Source organism: Kitasatospora sp. NPDC059327, from assembly GCF_042752535.1.
Taxonomy (GTDB): Bacteria; Actinomycetota; Actinomycetes; order Streptomycetales; family Streptomycetaceae; genus Kitasatospora.
Genome location: NZ_JBHYYB010000039.1, coordinates 35,001 through 50,069, shown reverse-complemented (window position 1 = coordinate 50,069; position 15,069 = coordinate 35,001). Strand labels below are relative to the sequence as shown.

At 75.0% G+C, this 15,069-nt stretch carries 11 protein-coding genes; 8 read left to right on the top strand and 3 right to left on the bottom strand.

Annotated elements, in window-relative coordinates; all coding sequences use genetic code 11:
• Positions 1 to 109: 109 nt before the first annotated feature.
• Together ACFXHB_RS23495 and ACFXHB_RS23490 are read right to left on the bottom strand one after the other, a co-directional pair.
• Positions 110 to 391: a hypothetical protein gene (locus ACFXHB_RS23495; RefSeq protein WP_380576557.1), complete on the bottom strand. Its 282-nt coding sequence runs from the start codon at positions 389 to 391 to the stop codon at positions 110 to 112.
• A 41-nt stretch (positions 392 to 432) separates the two neighbouring features.
• Complete coding sequence (locus tag ACFXHB_RS23490; protein WP_380576556.1) at positions 433 to 1,461, bottom strand: Ku protein; 1,029 nt, start codon at positions 1,459 to 1,461, stop codon at positions 433 to 435.
• A 189-nt stretch (positions 1,462 to 1,650) separates the two neighbouring features.
• Between ACFXHB_RS23490 and ACFXHB_RS23485 the strand changes: the two genes are divergently transcribed.
• Together ACFXHB_RS23485 and ACFXHB_RS23480 are read left to right on the top strand one after the other, a co-directional pair.
• Positions 1,651 to 1,953, top strand: a complete 303-nt coding sequence (locus ACFXHB_RS23485) for a hypothetical protein (RefSeq protein ID WP_380576555.1) — start codon at positions 1,651 to 1,653, stop codon at positions 1,951 to 1,953.
• Between the two features lie 68 nt (positions 1,954 to 2,021).
• On the top strand, positions 2,022 to 4,271 hold the full coding sequence (locus ACFXHB_RS23480; protein WP_380576554.1) for an MMPL family transporter: 2,250 nt from the start codon (positions 2,022 to 2,024) through the stop codon (positions 4,269 to 4,271).
• A gap of 42 nt (positions 4,272 to 4,313) precedes the next feature.
• Here the strand turns inward: ACFXHB_RS23480 and ACFXHB_RS23475 are convergent, their stop codons facing one another.
• Positions 4,314 to 5,597: a metallophosphoesterase gene (locus ACFXHB_RS23475; protein ID WP_380576584.1), complete on the bottom strand. Its 1,284-nt coding sequence runs from the start codon at positions 5,595 to 5,597 to the stop codon at positions 4,314 to 4,316.
• A gap of 275 nt (positions 5,598 to 5,872) precedes the next feature.
• Here ACFXHB_RS23475 and ACFXHB_RS23470 point away from each other — a divergent pair, with 275 nt between their 5' ends.
• The 6 genes from ACFXHB_RS23470 to ACFXHB_RS23445 all read left to right on the top strand — a co-directional run bounded on the left by ACFXHB_RS23470 (position 5,873) and on the right by ACFXHB_RS23445 (position 15,064).
• Positions 5,873 to 7,324 (top strand): amino acid permease, encoded by a 1,452-nt coding sequence (locus ACFXHB_RS23470; RefSeq protein ID WP_380576553.1) that lies wholly within the window; start codon positions 5,873 to 5,875, stop codon positions 7,322 to 7,324.
• Positions 7,325 to 7,483: 159 nt separating this feature from the next.
• The gene (locus ACFXHB_RS23465) at positions 7,484 to 8,440 is read left to right on the top strand and encodes an EI24 domain-containing protein (protein ID WP_380576552.1); all 957 of its coding nucleotides are present in this window, start codon (positions 7,484 to 7,486) and stop codon (positions 8,438 to 8,440) included.
• A gap of 569 nt (positions 8,441 to 9,009) precedes the next feature.
• The gene (locus ACFXHB_RS23460; RefSeq protein ID WP_380576551.1) at positions 9,010 to 9,693 is read left to right on the top strand and encodes a lytic transglycosylase domain-containing protein; all 684 of its coding nucleotides are present in this window, start codon (positions 9,010 to 9,012) and stop codon (positions 9,691 to 9,693) included.
• Between the two features lie 703 nt (positions 9,694 to 10,396).
• A complete protein-coding gene (locus ACFXHB_RS23455; protein ID WP_380576550.1) occupies positions 10,397 to 11,431 on the top strand; it encodes a glycosyltransferase family 2 protein in 1,035 nt (344 codons plus the stop codon).
• A 146-nt stretch (positions 11,432 to 11,577) separates the two neighbouring features.
• Positions 11,578 to 14,466: an FAD-binding and (Fe-S)-binding domain-containing protein gene (locus ACFXHB_RS23450; RefSeq protein ID WP_380576549.1), complete on the top strand. Its 2,889-nt coding sequence runs from the start codon at positions 11,578 to 11,580 to the stop codon at positions 14,464 to 14,466.
• A gap of 100 nt (positions 14,467 to 14,566) precedes the next feature.
• Positions 14,567 to 15,064 carry a hypothetical protein gene (locus ACFXHB_RS23445; protein WP_380576548.1) on the top strand — a complete coding sequence of 166 codons (498 nt, stop codon included), beginning with the start codon at positions 14,567 to 14,569 and terminating at the stop codon, positions 15,062 to 15,064.
• The last annotated feature ends 5 nt before the right edge of the window (positions 15,065 to 15,069 follow it).

Here is a 15,069-nt window from a genome sequence, read left to right as displayed (position 1 = left end):
GTTGGTTCGGGACCAGGGTTTCGGGTTTTTGTGAAACAACCCCCCTGTGTGTTTGGTCTTACCCGGCGGCGGGCGGGGCCGGGGGTCCGGGCGCCGTCCACCCGCCGGGTCAGGCCGCCATCCGGTGCTTGCCCTGGCCGGGCGTCATCCAGCGCGCGATCATCCCGCAGAGCGCGATCAGGGTGATGCCCCACACGATGCTGAAGACGATCAGCCACGGCAGCGAGGTCACCTGGGAGCCGACGGCGCCGAGGCCGAGCGAGAACGCCAGCAGCAGGATCACCGCCGTCGGGCCGAGGCCGAGCAGGCCGTGCCAGGCGCGGTGGGCGAGGCTCGGGTGCGCCGGCGCCTCGGGGCCGGTGTCGAGCTCCTTGTAGGTCAGTAGGTCCATCTGGGATCGCCTCCGGACGTCGGGGACTGCCGGTGATCAGCTCACGAGGCCTTGCGGGGAGCTGCGGACTTCCTGCTGGGGGTCTTCTTGGCGGCGCCGGCCGACTTGGCCGTACCGCCCGCGGTCGTTCCCGCGGTGTCCTTGCCGGCCGCGGCCTTCCCGGCCGCCGCCTTCTTGGCGGGCGCGCGCTTGCGGGGCGCCGGCTTCTCCTCGGCGGCCGGCGCGTCCCGCGCCGCCGGCTCCGCCGCGGTGGCTTCCTCCTCGCTCGCCGGCGCGGCCCGGCGGCCGCGGTGCCCGCCCTTGGCCTCCTTGAGGCTGCTGCGCAGGGCCGCCATCAGGTCGATGACGTTGTCCGGTGCCGCACCGGGCTCCTCCTCGTGGGGCACCTCGACCCCCTGGATCCGGGCCTCGACGACCTGCTGCAGCGCCCGCTGGTAGTCGTCGTGGAGCTGGGAGAGGTCGAAGTCCTCCGAGAGCGTGTCCATCAGCGAGCGCGCCATCTTCAACTCCTGCGGCCGCACCGTCACCTCCCCCTCGGGCGCGATCCCGTCCGCCGACCGGACCTCGTCGGGCCAGATGCAGGTCTGAAGCACCAGCGTCCCGTCGTGCACCCGCAGCACCGCCGGGGACTCCCTGGTGCGCAGCGCGATCTTGGTGACCGCGATCTGGCCGGAGGCGGTGAGCGCGTCGCGCAGCAGCGCGTACGGCTTGGCGGCGGCCTGGTCGGCGACGCCGACGTAGTAGGCCTTGGAGAACATCAGCGGGTCGATCTCGGCGGCGTCCACGAACGCCAGCACGTCGATGACCTTCTTGCTGGGCAACGGCAGGTCGGCGAGGTCCTCGTCGGTGAGGGTGACGGTGCGCCCGTCGGGCGACTCGTACCCCTTGGCGATCTCCGCGTAGGGGACTTCCTTCCCCTCCTGCTCGCAGTACCGCTTCATCCGCACCCGCCCGCCGTCCTTCGCGTGCACCTGGTGCAGCGGGAGGTCGTGCTCCTGGGTCGCGGAGTACAGGTGGACGGGGATGCTGACCAGCCCGAAGCTGATCGTCCCCTTCCAGGTGGTCTGCATGGGGTGTCGCCCCTTCCCGGACGTTCCCCCTACCGGAGATTTCCCACTCTGCCCGGATTCACCCCGATCGGCCACACGATCCCGTTCCGGACCCCGTCCGCGCGCCGCGGCGGGACACCACCGGCCGGAGCGGCCCGCCGCGGCGGGCCGCTCCGGCGGACAATGGGCGGCGGAACGAGGAGGTGGCCCATGCCGGGGACGGACCCGCCCCCGCCGCCGGAGCGCACCACGTACGCGGTGTCCTACGCCCTGACCGGGGAGCCCGGGGTACGGCGGGCGGAGGTCACGGTGGTGCCCGGGTACTCGCAGGAGAGCGACATCCCGCGGATCCTGGCCGCCCGGCTGACCGGGCGGCCGGCGGACGGGCGGATCGTCCTGCTGGAGCTGCGCCCGGTCGCGGTGCCCGCGACGACCCGGGCCGACCCGCCGAACGGAGGCACCGGGGGCGTGTCACCCGGGGATCGGACCGGAATACCCGGCTCCGCTCCCTAGCATCGGGACTCCGCGGTCTCGCCCGAGCGGGCGTGACAGAGCGTCACCTCCGGCCCCCAGGAGCGTTCATGCCCCCGTCCCCGGGCGGCCCCGCCCGTATCCGCGGCCCCGCCCGGCCCCCGCAACCGCCCCGGCGCGGCTCGCTGCGCCGACTCGGCGAGTGGTGCGCGCGCCACTCGGTCCTGGTGATCGTGCTCTGGCTGGTCGCGGTGGCCGGCGTCCAGCTGATCGACCGCGCGGTCGGCGGGACGTTCTCGGACGACTTCTCGCTCTCGAACACCCAGGCGCAGGAGGGCCGCAACGTCCTCCAGGCGCACGAGCCGTCGGTCGGCGGCACCAGCGCCCAGGTGGTGCTCCACGACGCCCAGCCGCTGGCCGGCTTCCCGGACCAGATCGACCAGGCGGTCGGCTCGCTGCGCCAACTGCCCCACGTGCAGTCCGCGCAGGGCCCGCTGCCGCCCGCCGGCCAGCCGGCCCCGCCCGGCGGCCCGCTCTCGGCGGACGGCCTCACCGGCTACATCACCGTCCGCTTCGACGTGAACCCGACGACCCTCGGCGACGACTACCTCGACGGCGTGGACGCGGCCGTCGCCCCGCTGCGGGAAGCCGGGGTGGAGGTCGAGTACGGCGGTCCGCTCGGCGAGTTGGCCCGCCCGGCGCCCGACGACCGGCTCAGCGAGCTGATCGGCTTCGGCGTCGCGATCGTCGTCCTGCTGATCGGCTTCGGGAGCGTGCTCGCGGCCGGTCTGCCGCTGGTCACCGCCCTGATCGGCGCCGTGGTCGGCCTCGGGGTGCTCGGCCTGCTGGCGGCGGCCACCACCTTCGCCACGGTGGCCCCGACCCTGGCCACCATGATCGGCATCGGTGTCGGCATCGACTACGCGCTCTTCCTGCTCACCCGGCACCGGCAGGGCCTGATGGACGGCAAGGATCCGGTCTCCGCCGCCGGGCACGCCGTGGCGACCAGCGGCCGGGCGGTGCTGGTCTCCGGCTGCACCGTGGTCATCGCGCTGGCCGGTCTGGTCGTCTCGCGGGTCAACTTCATCGCCAAGCTCGGCGCCGCCGCCGGGGTCACGGTGATCTCCGCCGTCCTCGCCGCCCTCACCCTGCTCCCCGCCCTGATGGGCCTGATCGGGCGCCGGATGGACCGCTGGACGGTGCACCGGCCGATCGCCGAGACCGGGGTGGCGCCCGGGGAGGAGATCACCGGGACGTGGCACCGCTACGCCCAGCGGGTGGAGCGCCGCCCGTGGTGGTTCCTGACCGCCGGGGTGGTGGTCGTCGGCATCCTGGCGGTCCCGCTCTTCTCCATCCAGCTCGGCCACATCGACGACGGGGCGGACCCGACCACCTTCACCGACCGGCGCGCCTTCGACCTGATGTCCGACGCCTTCGGCCCGGGCTCGAACGGCCCGATCACCGTGGTCGTCGACCAGAGCGCCGTCCCGGCCGACGCCCGGCCCGCGCTGCTGAGCTCGGTCCAGCAGGCCCTGGCCGGGACGTCCGACACCGCCGGCGTCACCCCGCTCCAGACCAGCTCCGACGGCGACGTGCTGTACAACACCGTCACGCCCGCCCAGCGCCCGCAGGACGAGCAGACCACCCAGCTGGTCGGCCGGCTCTCCGACACCGTGCTGCCACAGGCCGTGGCCGGGACCGGTGCCACCGCCTACGTGACCGGCACGACGGCCGCCCAGGTCGAGTTCGGCGACATCGTCGCCGCCCGGCTGCTGCCGATCATCGCCGTGGTGGTCGGCCTGGCCTTCCTGATCATCCTGCTGGTCTTCCGGGGCCTGCTGATCGCGGTCAAGGCCGCCGTCCTCAACCTGATCTCCATCGCCGCCTCCTACGGCGTCCTGGTGGCGGTCTTCCAGTGGGGCTGGGGCGGGCCCGCCCTGGGGGTCTCCGGGACGGTGCCGATCGAGAGCTACGTCCCGATGATGATGTTCGCCATCGTCTTCGGCCTCAGCATGGACTACGAGATCTTCCTGCTGTCCCGGGTGCACGAGTCCTGGCTGCGCACCCGGGACAGCCGGGGCAGCGTCGCCCACGCGCTGGAGATCACGGCGCGGGTGATCAGCTGCGCGGCACTGATCATGGTCAGCGTGTTCGCCGCCTTCATCGTGAGCGACAACATCGTGATCAAGATGATGGGCCTCGGGCTGGCCGTCAGCGTGCTGATCGACGCCACCGTGGTGCGACTGCTGCTGGTCCCGGCCGTGATGACCCTGCTCGGGCCGGCCGCCTGGTGGACGCCCCGCTTCCTGGACCGGGTGCTGCCGCACATCGACACCGAGGGCGAGGGCGAGCAGGCCTGAGGGCCCGCCCTCCGCCCGGCCGGGGCCGGCATCGGCGGGCGGTCAGGCCTGGAGCGAGGCCAGCGTGACGACGGTGATGTCGGACGGCGCGCCGACCCGGACCGGCGGCCCCCAGGCTCCCGCGCCCCGGGTCACGTAGAGCTGGGTGTCGCCGTAGCGCTCCAGGCCGGCCACGGTGGGGTTGGCCAGTTCGGCCAGGTAGTTGCCGGGCCAGAGCTGGCCGCCGTGGGTGTGACCGGAGAGCTGGAGGTCGACACCGTGCCGGACGGCGTCGTGGACGGTGACCGGCTGGTGCGAGAGCAGAACCGAGGCGCGGGCCCGGTCGCGGTCGCCGAGCGCCCGGTCGAAGTCCGGGCCGTCGCCCTCGGTGCGGCCGGCGATGTCGTTCACCCCGGCCAGGTCGAAGCCCGCGAGCTCCACCCGGGCGTTCCGCAGCGGGTGGACCCCGAGGTCGCGGACGAAGTCCACCCAGGGCGCGGCACCGGAGAAGTACTCGTGGTTGCCGGTCACGAAGTAGGCCCCGTCGCGTGCCCGGAGCCGCGCCAACGGCTCGGCGGCACTGCCGAGCTCGGCCACCGAGCCGTCCACCAGGTCGCCGACGATCGTGATCAGGTCGGGCCGGGCGGCGTTGATCGTGTCGACGATCCGCCGGGTGTGGTCCCGCCCGAGGATCGGCCCGAGGTGGATGTCGCTGACCACCGCGATCCGGTAGCCGTGCGCCCGCGCGGGCAGCTTCGCCAGCGGAACGGTGACCTGCTTCAGGCGCGGTCCGCGCAGCACCCCGTAGGCGCCGGTGCCGACCACGGCGGCGGCGGCGCCGGAGGCGCCGATCGCGAGCGTCCGGGCGACGAAGAGCCGTCGCGCGGGCGAGGGCACGGCGGACGGCGGCGCGGTCGTGGTCTCCAGGCCGGGCGCCTCGGCGTCGACAGCGGCGGAAGCGGCCGAAGCGGCGGCGCCCAGGTCCGGGGCCGGGGCCGTCTTCGGCTTCGGCTCCGGCGGGGTCGCGGCCCTCGGACGCGGCAACCGGAGCAGCAGCGGCCGCAGGGCCTCACCGACCGCCAGCGCCATCAGCAGGTAGAGCAGCACCGCCAGCCAGAGGTAGCCCGGCCAGGCCAGCCAGCGCTCGACGGCCAGCGGGAACGCCCGCCCGCCGACCAGCGCCCCCACCGAGAGCAGCGGCAGGACGACGGCCAGCGCGGCGCCCGTCCGGCGCCACCACCCGCCCGGAGCGGAGACGTCGCGCACCAGGCGCCGCCAGAGGTACCAGTGCGCGAGGGCCAGGACGGCGAGGACGGCGAGCAGGCCGAGCACCAGGAGGGCGATCATCACGCCGCCAGTATGAACGGCCGCCCGACGCGCCCCGACGACGGCCCCCGAAGCCGCCCGAACGGCTGGCGATGCGTCAGATTTGAGCTTTCGGCCGACCCGCTTCACCCGTGCTGACCTGGCCCTTTGTGTCCGCTGAGCGGACAGTTCCCGAGGCCTTGTTCCGATACTCGTAGGTAGAAGTTAAGTTGCACCGCAATGCGCGGGTCCGTCCCCCCACCCTCCGGCTAACGAGCCGAGGGGCAGCCGCGCTGGAAAGGCACAGGGCACCCTCGATGAGTGCGGAAACCACCACCTCGGCCGGCTCGCCGCCGTCCGATGCCGCTCCGCAGCAGCAGCTTCACCACGGTCACGGCGCCGACGGGCACCTGAAGGCCGGGCTCAAGAACCGCCACCTGTCGATGATCGCCATCGGCGGCGTGATCGGCGCCGGGCTGTTCGTCGGCTCCGGCGCGGGCATCGCGGCCACCGGCCCCGGCATCCTGCTCTCCTACGCCCTGGCCGGCGTGCTGGTCGTCCTGGTGATGCGGATGCTCGGCGAGATGGCCGCGGCCGACCCGCAGAGCGGATCGTTCTCGGCGTACGCGGACCGGGCGCTCGGCCGCTGGGCCGGCTTCTCCATCGGCTGGCTGTACTGGTTCTTCTGGGTCGTGGTGCTGGCCGTCGAGGCCACCGCCGGCGCGAAGATCCTCAACAACTGGGTCCCCGGCGTACCGCAGTGGGCGTTCGCCCTGATCGTGATGGCGGTGCTGACCGCCACCAACCTGTTCTCGGTGGCCTCCTACGGCGAGTTCGAGTTCTGGTTCGCCGGCATCAAGGTGGTGGCGATCGCCGCCTTCCTGGTGATCGGCACGCTGGCCGCGTTCGGGCTGCTGCCCGGCACCCACGCGGTCGGCACCGAGAACCTGACCGGCCACGGGGGCTTCCTCCCGCACGGTGTGGGCGCGGTCTTCACCGGCATGCTCACCGTCGTCTTCGCCTTCATGGGCAGCGAGATCGTCACCCTGGCCGCCGGCGAGTCGGAGGACCCGGAGAAGGCGGTCAGCAAGGCCACCAACAGCGTCATCTGGCGCATCGGGATCTTCTACCTGGGCTCGATCCTGCTGGTCGTGACCCTGCTGCCGTGGGACTCCGCGGCCGTCAAGGGCAGCCCCTACGTGGCCGTGCTGGAGCACGTCGGCATCCCGGGCGCCGGCCAGGTGATGGACGTGATCGTGCTGACCGCCGTGCTCTCCTGCCTCAACTCGGGGATGTACACCGCCTCCCGGATGGCGTTCTCGCTCGGCCAGCGCGGCGACGCCCCCAGGGCCTTCGCCTCGGTGACCTCGCGCGGGGTGCCGCGGATCGCGATCCTCGTCTCGGTGGTCTTCGGCTTCGTGGCGGTGTTCTTCAACTACACCTCCCCCGACACCGTGTTCTCCTTCCTGCTCAACTCCTCCGGCGCGGTGGCGCTCTTCGTCTGGCTTGTGATCTGCTTCTCCCAGCTGAAGATGCGCAAGATCATCGAGCGCGAGTCGCCCGAGCGCCTGACCGTCCGGATGTGGCTGTACCCGTACCTCACCTGGACCGCGATCGGCATGATCGGCTTCGTGATGGCGTACATGTTCACCGACGCCGACGGGCGCAAGCAGATGTACCTGTCGCTGGTCGCCGCAGCCATCGTGCTGACGGCATCGGCCGTGGTGGGCCGCAGGCGACGGGCTGCGGCGGTGGCACCGGCTGCCTGATCCGGGCACGCCGCCCGCACACCGGGCCCGGGAGCCGTTGCGGAGGCTCCCGGGCCCGGCGCCGTCTCCGGGTCCGGACCGCCCCGGGCCCCACCGCCGGTACCGGACCGGCACGGGACCGGGATGACCCGCCGACGGCCACCCCCTACCCTTCCCCCTATGCGAGATCTTGCAGCGGGGTTGGGGTACCTGGCCAAGGGCCAGAAGTGGGTGGGCCGACACGGCCGCTGGTGGGCGTTCGGGATGATCCCCGCGCTGATCACCCTGGTCGGGTACGTGGTGGCACTGGTGTTCCTCGGAGGCTGGTCGGAGGACCTCGCACAGTGGGCCACCCCGTTCGCCGACGGCTGGGGCTCGCCCTGGCAGGGACTGCTGCGCACCGCGCTCGCCGCGATCGTCTTCGGCGGCGGGCTGCTGATCTCCGTGATCACCTTCACCGCGGTCACGCTGCTGGTCGGCCAGCCCTTCTACGAGTCGCTCTGCGAGAAGGTCGACGAGACCGAGGGCGGCGCGCCCACCCCGCCGGAGGTCCCGCTCTGGCGCGAGCTGGTGGTCTCGGCCCGGGACAGCCTCCACGTCCTCGTCCGGGTGGCCGGGTTCGGCGTCCTGCTGTTCGGCTGCGGCTTCATCCCGGTGGTCGGGCAGACGCTGGTGCCGGTGGCCGGCTTCCTGGTGTCCGGGTTCTTCCTCGCCGTCGAACTGACGGCGGTGGCCCTGCAACGGCGCGGAGTGCCGCAGCGCGAACGGATCCGGCTGCTGCGGGCCCGGCTCGGGCTCGCGTTCGGCTTCGGCGTACCGCTGATCCTGGCCTTCCTGGTCCCGCTGGTGACCGTGCTCGCGATGCCCGGCGCGGTGGCGGGCGCCACCCTGCTGGCCCGCGACCTGGTCCCGATGGAGGACACCGAGGACGAGGCGGAGGAGCCGGACGGCCCGGACGCGGCGCCCGCCGGGGAGGGCGTCCCCGAGGTGCCCGGGTACGGCGGGCAGCGGCCGGTGCCGGGGAACCCGTACGCGGCGGGCCCCTCCGCGACCGGCCAGGACGGCGCGCACCCGTACGCGGCCGGGCCGCACGGCGGCGGGGCGGGCGCCGGGCAGTACCCGTACTCCTCCCGTTGAGGACCGGAGCACTCCGGCCGTGACCGTCCGGACACGGCGCGTCACCTCCGGGTGACCGCGCTGTGAGGCCGCCCACACGGCCCCGCGCTGCTACTGCCCCCGATAGTCGTCCGCTCGCCGGCCGGCCGCCGGCGGCCGGTGGGGCGGCGGCCCGGGGCCCGACCGGCGGGGCCCACCCCGACGGCTCGCACCCCGAAGAACGCAGGCCACCGGGCCGATTCACCTGATTCTCCGACAGTCGGGCGGACGGGCACCCGTCCGCCGTCAGGATCGGACCCCTCCCCTCGAAGCGCCCGGCCGCGGCCGGGCGGGTGGGCGTTTGCGCCGGCCCACCGGCGACCCCCCGGAGTTTCGGTGGCCTTTGCCGCCCACGCCGGGCTCTGCGAAGAATGGCCAGTCGCCAGGCAGCGCGGACCGGTCCGTCCACCGCGCACCCCGCCCGCCCCGCCGTCACGGCCGGGGTGCCATGGCCGTCCCGGACGGCATCGCGGGCCCTGTCCGCCCGTGCCCCCGCGCCACCGGCCCCGTGCCTGCGGCGCCGCCCCCGACGGAAAAGGATCGTCCGCTCCATGCAGCTCAGCCATGCCCGCCGCAACTCGCTGATCACCGGCATCACCACCCTCGTGGTGGCGGGTGCGGCCACCGCCGCGCTCGCCGTCCCGCAGAGCGGCGGCAACGTCGCCGAGGCGGCCGCCCCGGTGGCCGGGGTCTCCGTGGACGGGCAGCCGGTGGCCGCCCAGGCCGACGCGGCCGCGGCCGACGCCGCCGCTGCCGCCGCGCAGGCGCAGGCGCAGGCGCAGGCGCAGGCCGAGGCGGACGCCGCCGCCGCGCAGGCCCAGGCCGCTGCCCAGGCGCAGGCCGAGGCCGACGCGAAGGCCCAGGCGGACGCCAAGGCCAAGGCCGACGCGGAGGCCGCCGCCTCCCGCTCCCAGGAGCGCGCCGCGCTCAACGCCAAGCCCGCGTACTCCGGCAGCCCCCGCGAGATCGCCGCCCAGATCGTGCCGGCCGGCCAGCTGCAGTGCTTCAGCAACATCGTGTCGCGCGAGAGCAGCTGGAACCACCTCGCCGTCAACGCCTCCTCCGGCGCCTACGGCCTGGTCCAGGCCCTCCCCGGCTCCAAGATGGCCTCCGCCGGCTCCGACTGGCGCACCAACCCCGCCACCCAGATCAAGTGGGGCCTGGACTACATGAACTCCCGCTACGGCAGCCCCTGCGGCGCCTGGTCGTTCTGGCAGAGCCACCACTGGTACTGAGCCGACCCCGGCACCGGTTCCGAGGACCCCGCGCGGCAGAGCCCGCGCGGGGTCCTCGGCCGTTCCGCCCCGGGCCCCGGGGCCGTCCCGCGACTCGGAGGCCCCGGATCGCCCGCGCGGGGCTCGGCGCGGCGCCGGGGGTGGCTCCGGGCTCGGCGCCCACCGCCTGTACCGGCTGCTCGCGGCCGCCCCCACACCGCTCGCCGCCGGCTCGGGACCGGCGATGACGGCGGACCACCGCCCGCTCGGACCCCCGGCCCTCGGGGACGCCCGGCCCGCTCGCCGCGGAAGGCCGCCCCGGCGGCGAACGGCCTCTCCCGCGAGCGCGGCCCCACTCCCGGCAGCACCATCCCGGCAACGCCCTCGCCGCCCACCCCGGCGGTCCGGTGGCCGGCCCGGGCCTGGTCCGTCGACGGCACGCGTCCCACCCCGCCCACCGCTGCGCCGACCGTCGCGGTGACCCTCCTGGCTCCGCCGGCCGGACAGCGGCCGGCGACACCCGCTCCGCCGCGAGCCCGCCGCGGCGGCCCGGTCGCGGGCCGGCTTCCCGACAGCGCCGGCCCCGGCGCGATGCCGACGTGTACACGTCCGGCACGACGGGTGAAGATATGGCGCACGCCCGTACGATTTGACGCGGATTGATCAGATTTTCCGGCCGTCAGCGCTTTGCCACCTTCCGCGTGCGCTCCTACGCTCCGGCCTCATGCCCTCACCCCTGATCAGCGTCGTGCTCCCCGCCTACGACCAGCAGAAACAGCTGGCGGAATGCCTGGACTCGCTCCTCGCGCAGTCCTTCCGCGACTTCGAGGTGATCCTGGTCGCGGACCGCTCCCCCGAGACCCCGTCCGACCTCGCCGACGCCTACGCCGCACGGCACCCGCGCGTCTCGGCGCTGCACCTCAACGCCGCCGTCGGCGTGGGCGTCAGCCGCGACGCGGGCGCCGCCCGGGCCGCCGGCGAGTACCTGCTCTTCCTGGACGCCGACCACCTGCTGCCCCGGGACGGACTCCAGGCGCTCGCCGACCGGCTGGCGCGGACCGGGCCGGTGGACGTGCTGCTGTTCGGGCACACCCGGCGGCACGGCGGGCGGGACTGGCCGGGCGGGGCGGAGGCGCTGCTGGCCGAGGCCGGTCCCGAGGTCACCGGGGCGGCCGGCCGGCCCGGTCTGCTCGGCGCGCCCGCGCTGATCTGGGACCGGCTGCTGCGCCGGGACTTCTGGCAGGACCGCGCGATCACCTTCCCGGACGGGCGCTACGAGGAGATCCCGGCCGTGCACCGGGCCGTGCTCACCGCCGGGCGGATCGCGGTACTGCCGCGCGCCTGCGTCCAGCTGCGGCGCCGGGAGACCGTCCACCCGGCCGGTTCGCCCGGCAGCAGCCAGTTCGACCTCTTCGACCAGTACGAGCGGAGCTTCGCCCTGCTCGACGAGGTGGCGGCCTGGCAGCCGGAGCTGGAGGCCGCCCGGGACGCCCTGTTCACCCGGATGATCCGGCACTACCTGTTCGTGTTCGACCTCGCCGGGTGCGTGGCGCGGTCCGAGCGCCCGCAGTTCTTCCACCGCGCCGCCGAGCACCACCGCCGCTTCCAGCCGGCCGGGCACCGCCGGCCCGGCGGCCGGGAGGGCGTCAAGTTCTCGCTGCTGGCCGGGGGCGCCTACCCGGCCTTCGAGATGGCCAAGCTCTCGCACATCGCCAAGGGCACGCTCACCGGGTCGGCACGGCGCCGGGCCCCGGCCTGACGACGGGCGGCGGGCAGCGGGCAGCGGGCAGCCGCCCGGGGCGGCCGGCAGTCCGTCGGCCGCCCACCGGGGTGGCCCGTACCGGGCGCGGCGTCCGGCTGGGATGATCGGCCGCGGTACGCCAGCCCGCCCCCGGGAGGACCCACGTGAGCCGACCGTCCGCCGCCCCCGGCGCCGACCTCGCCCGGGAGCTCGCCGCCACCCTGCGCGGCGAGGTCCGCTTCGACGCCGCCGAACGCACCGTCTACAGCCACGACGCGTCCAACTACCGTCACCTGCCGCTCGGGGTGGTCAAACCGGCCGACCTGGACGACGTGCGGACGGCGATGGCGCTCTGCCGCCAGTACGGGGTGCCGGTGGTGCCGCGCGGTGCGGGCACCAGCATCGGCGGGCAGGCGATCGGCCCCGGCGCGGTCGTCCTGGACTTCCGGCGCCACCTGGGCGCGGTGCTCGACGTGGACCCGGACCGCCGCACCGCCCGGGTCGAGCCGGGAACCGTGCTCGACCACCTCCAACGGGCCGCCCGCCCGCACGGACTGCGTTTCGGGCCGGACCCGTCCACGCACAGCCGGTGCACCCTCGGCGGCATGATCGGGAACGACTCCTGCGGCGCCCACTCGGTCGTCTGGGGGCGCACCTCCGACAACGTGGAGTCCCTCGACCTGCTGCTCGCCGACGGCACCGAGCTCACCGTCGGCGGCCCGCTCGGGCCCGCCGAACGCGCGGCCCTGCGCGCCCTGCCCGGCCGCGCGGGACAACTCCACCGCGATCTGCAGGAGTTCACCGACCGCAACCTCGCGGAGATCCGCCGGGGCATGCCGGACCTGCCGCGCCGCACCTCCGGCTACCCGCTGGACGCCCTGCTGCCCGAGCGCGGCCACCACCTCGCCCGGGCGCTCACCGGCACCGAGGGCACCTGCGCCCTGCTGCTCGGCGCCACCGTCCGGCTGGTCGAGGACCCGCCGGCCCGCGCCCTGGTGGTGGCCGGCTACCCGGACGAGACGGCCGCCGCCGACGCCGTCCCCGCGCTGCTGCCGCTGGGCCCGCTGACCGTCGAGGGGATGGCCGCCGACCTCATCGCGGCGCTGCTCGCGGCCGGGCCGCGCCCGCCCGCGCTGGACCGGCTGCCCGAGGGGGCGTGCTGGCTGTTCCTGGAGGCCGGTGGCACGACGCCCGCCGAGGCGCTCGACGCGGCCCGGCTGCTCGCCGACGCCGTCCGGCGGGAGCGTTCCGCCACCGCCGCCGTCGTCACCGACCCGGGCGAGCAGCGCCAGCTCTGGGGGGTGCGCGAGGCCGGCGCCGGGATCGTCACCCGGCTGCCCGGGGGCGGCGAGGCCTGGCCCGGTTGGGAGGACTCGGCCGTCCCGCCGGAGCGGCTCGGCGACTACCTGCGCGACCTGCGGGCGCTGCTGCGCCGCCACCACCTGCGCGGTGTCCCGTACGGGCACTTCGGCGAGGGCTGCGTCCACCTGCGGATCGACTTCCCGCTCACCGCGCCGCACGGGCCGGCGGTGTTCCGGGCGTTCCTGGAGGAGGCCGCCGACCTCGCGGTCTCGTACGGGGGGTCACTCTCCGGCGAGCACGGCGACGGGCAGGCCCGCGCCGAGCTGCTGCCCCGGATGTACCCGCCCGGGATCATCGCGCTCTTCGGCGGGTTCAAGCGGATCTGGGACCCGGAGAACCTGCTCAACCCGGGCGCCCTGGTGGACCCGCGCCCGCTCGACGCCGACCTGCGGCTGGCCGGACCGGTCCGCGCGCTGCCGCTCGCCCTGCCGTACCCGCAGGACGACGGCAGCCTGGCCAAGGCCGTGCACCGCTGCGTCGGGGTGGCCAAGTGCGTGGACCCCGACACCGGTGTGATGTGCCCGAGCTACATGGCCACCGGCGAGGAGCGCCACTCCACCCGGGGCCGGGCCCGGCTGCTCGCCGAGATGCTGCGCGGCGAGCTGATCCCGGACGGCTGGCGCTCGCCGGAGGTCCGGGAGTCGCTGGACCTCTGCCTCGGCTGCAAGGGCTGCGCGAGCGACTGCCCGGTCCACGTCGACATGGCCACCTACAAGGCCGAGTTCCTGCACCAGCACCACCGGCACCGTCCCAGGCCCCTCCCGCACTACTCGCTGGGGTGGCTGCCGCTCTGGCTGCGGGCCGTCGCGCTCGCTCCCGGCGCGGCCAACCTGATCGCCCGCTCACCGGCCGCCGGCCCGCTGAAGCGGCTCGGCGGGGTCGACCCGCGGCGGCCGATCCCGGTCTTCCCGCCCGAGACCTTCACCCGCTGGTACCGCCGCCACCGCGCCGCGCACCCCGCCCCGGCGGGCGCCCGGCCCGTCCTGCTCTGGCCGGACACCTTCTCCGACCACCTGCAACCGAACGTCCTGCGCGCCGCCGTCGAGGTGCTGACCCACCTGGGCTTCGACGTCCGACTGCCCGCCGGACCGGTCTGCTGCGGACTCACCTGGTACTCGACCGGCCAGCTCGGCACCGCCCGACGAGTGATGCGGCGCGGCCTGCGGGCGGTCGCCGGCACCGGACTGCCCGCCGACACCCCGGTGGTCGGCATGGACCCGAGCTGCACCGCCACCCTGCGCGAGGACCTGCCCCGGCTGCTCGGCGCCGAGGGCCGGCCGCTCGCCGAACGGACCCGCACCTTCGCGGAGTTCATCGACCAGTACGCGCCGGACGCCCCGCTGCCCCGGCTCCCGGTCGACGCCGTCACCCAGACCCACTGCCACCAGCACGCCGTCCTCGGCACCGCCGCGGACCGGCGGGTGGAGGCCCGGACCGGGCTGCGCAACCGGGTGCTCGACTCCGGCTGCTGCGGCCTGGCCGGCAACTTCGGCTTCGAGCGGGGTCACTTCGAGGTGTCCACGACGATCGCCGAACGGGTCCTGCTGCCCGCGGTGCGCGCGGCCGGCCAGGACACCGTGATCCTCGCCGACGGCTTCAGCTGCCGCACCCAGATCGCCCACCTCGCCGAGGGCCGCCGGGCCCTCCACCTCGCCGAACTGCTGCAGCGGGCCCTGCGGGACGGCTCCTGACCCGGCCGCCCCCGGTCGTCCGCTCCGCGCTCTTCTCCTGTCGGGGCCAACGGGGTTGAATGTCCGTCAGATCATTCTCCGATCGACAGGGGGTGCGGGGATGCTGGTGGAGGCTTTCACGGCGCTGGCCGCGGCCGGCGGCGCGGGGATCGTCCAGGCCGCGGGTACGGACGTGTGGACGGCCGTCCGTGAACGCGCCGCCCGACTGCTCGGCCGGGGCCGGCCGGACGTCGAGCGGAGCACGCTGGAACGCCTCGACCGGACCGGTCTGGCGCTGGAGTCGGCCGCTCCCGGGGAGCGGGACGCCGTCGCCGGCCGGCAGGCCGCCTCCTGGCAGACCAGGCTGGAGGACTTCCTGGACGAACTGGACCCGGCCGAGCAGGCGGCGGCCGGCGAACAGCTGCGGGCCCTGGTCGCACTGACCGTGCCGGACGCCGCGGCCGACGCCGTCCGGGTCCGGGCGGAGAACAGCGGTGTGACCGCGGGCGGCGACGTCAGCAACCACGGCGGTGCCATCGGCCGCGACTTCGGGGGTCCGGTCACCATCGGCGTCCCCGGCCCCGACCTCCCTACCCCGCCGGGGGCGGCCCCGCGCTGACCGCT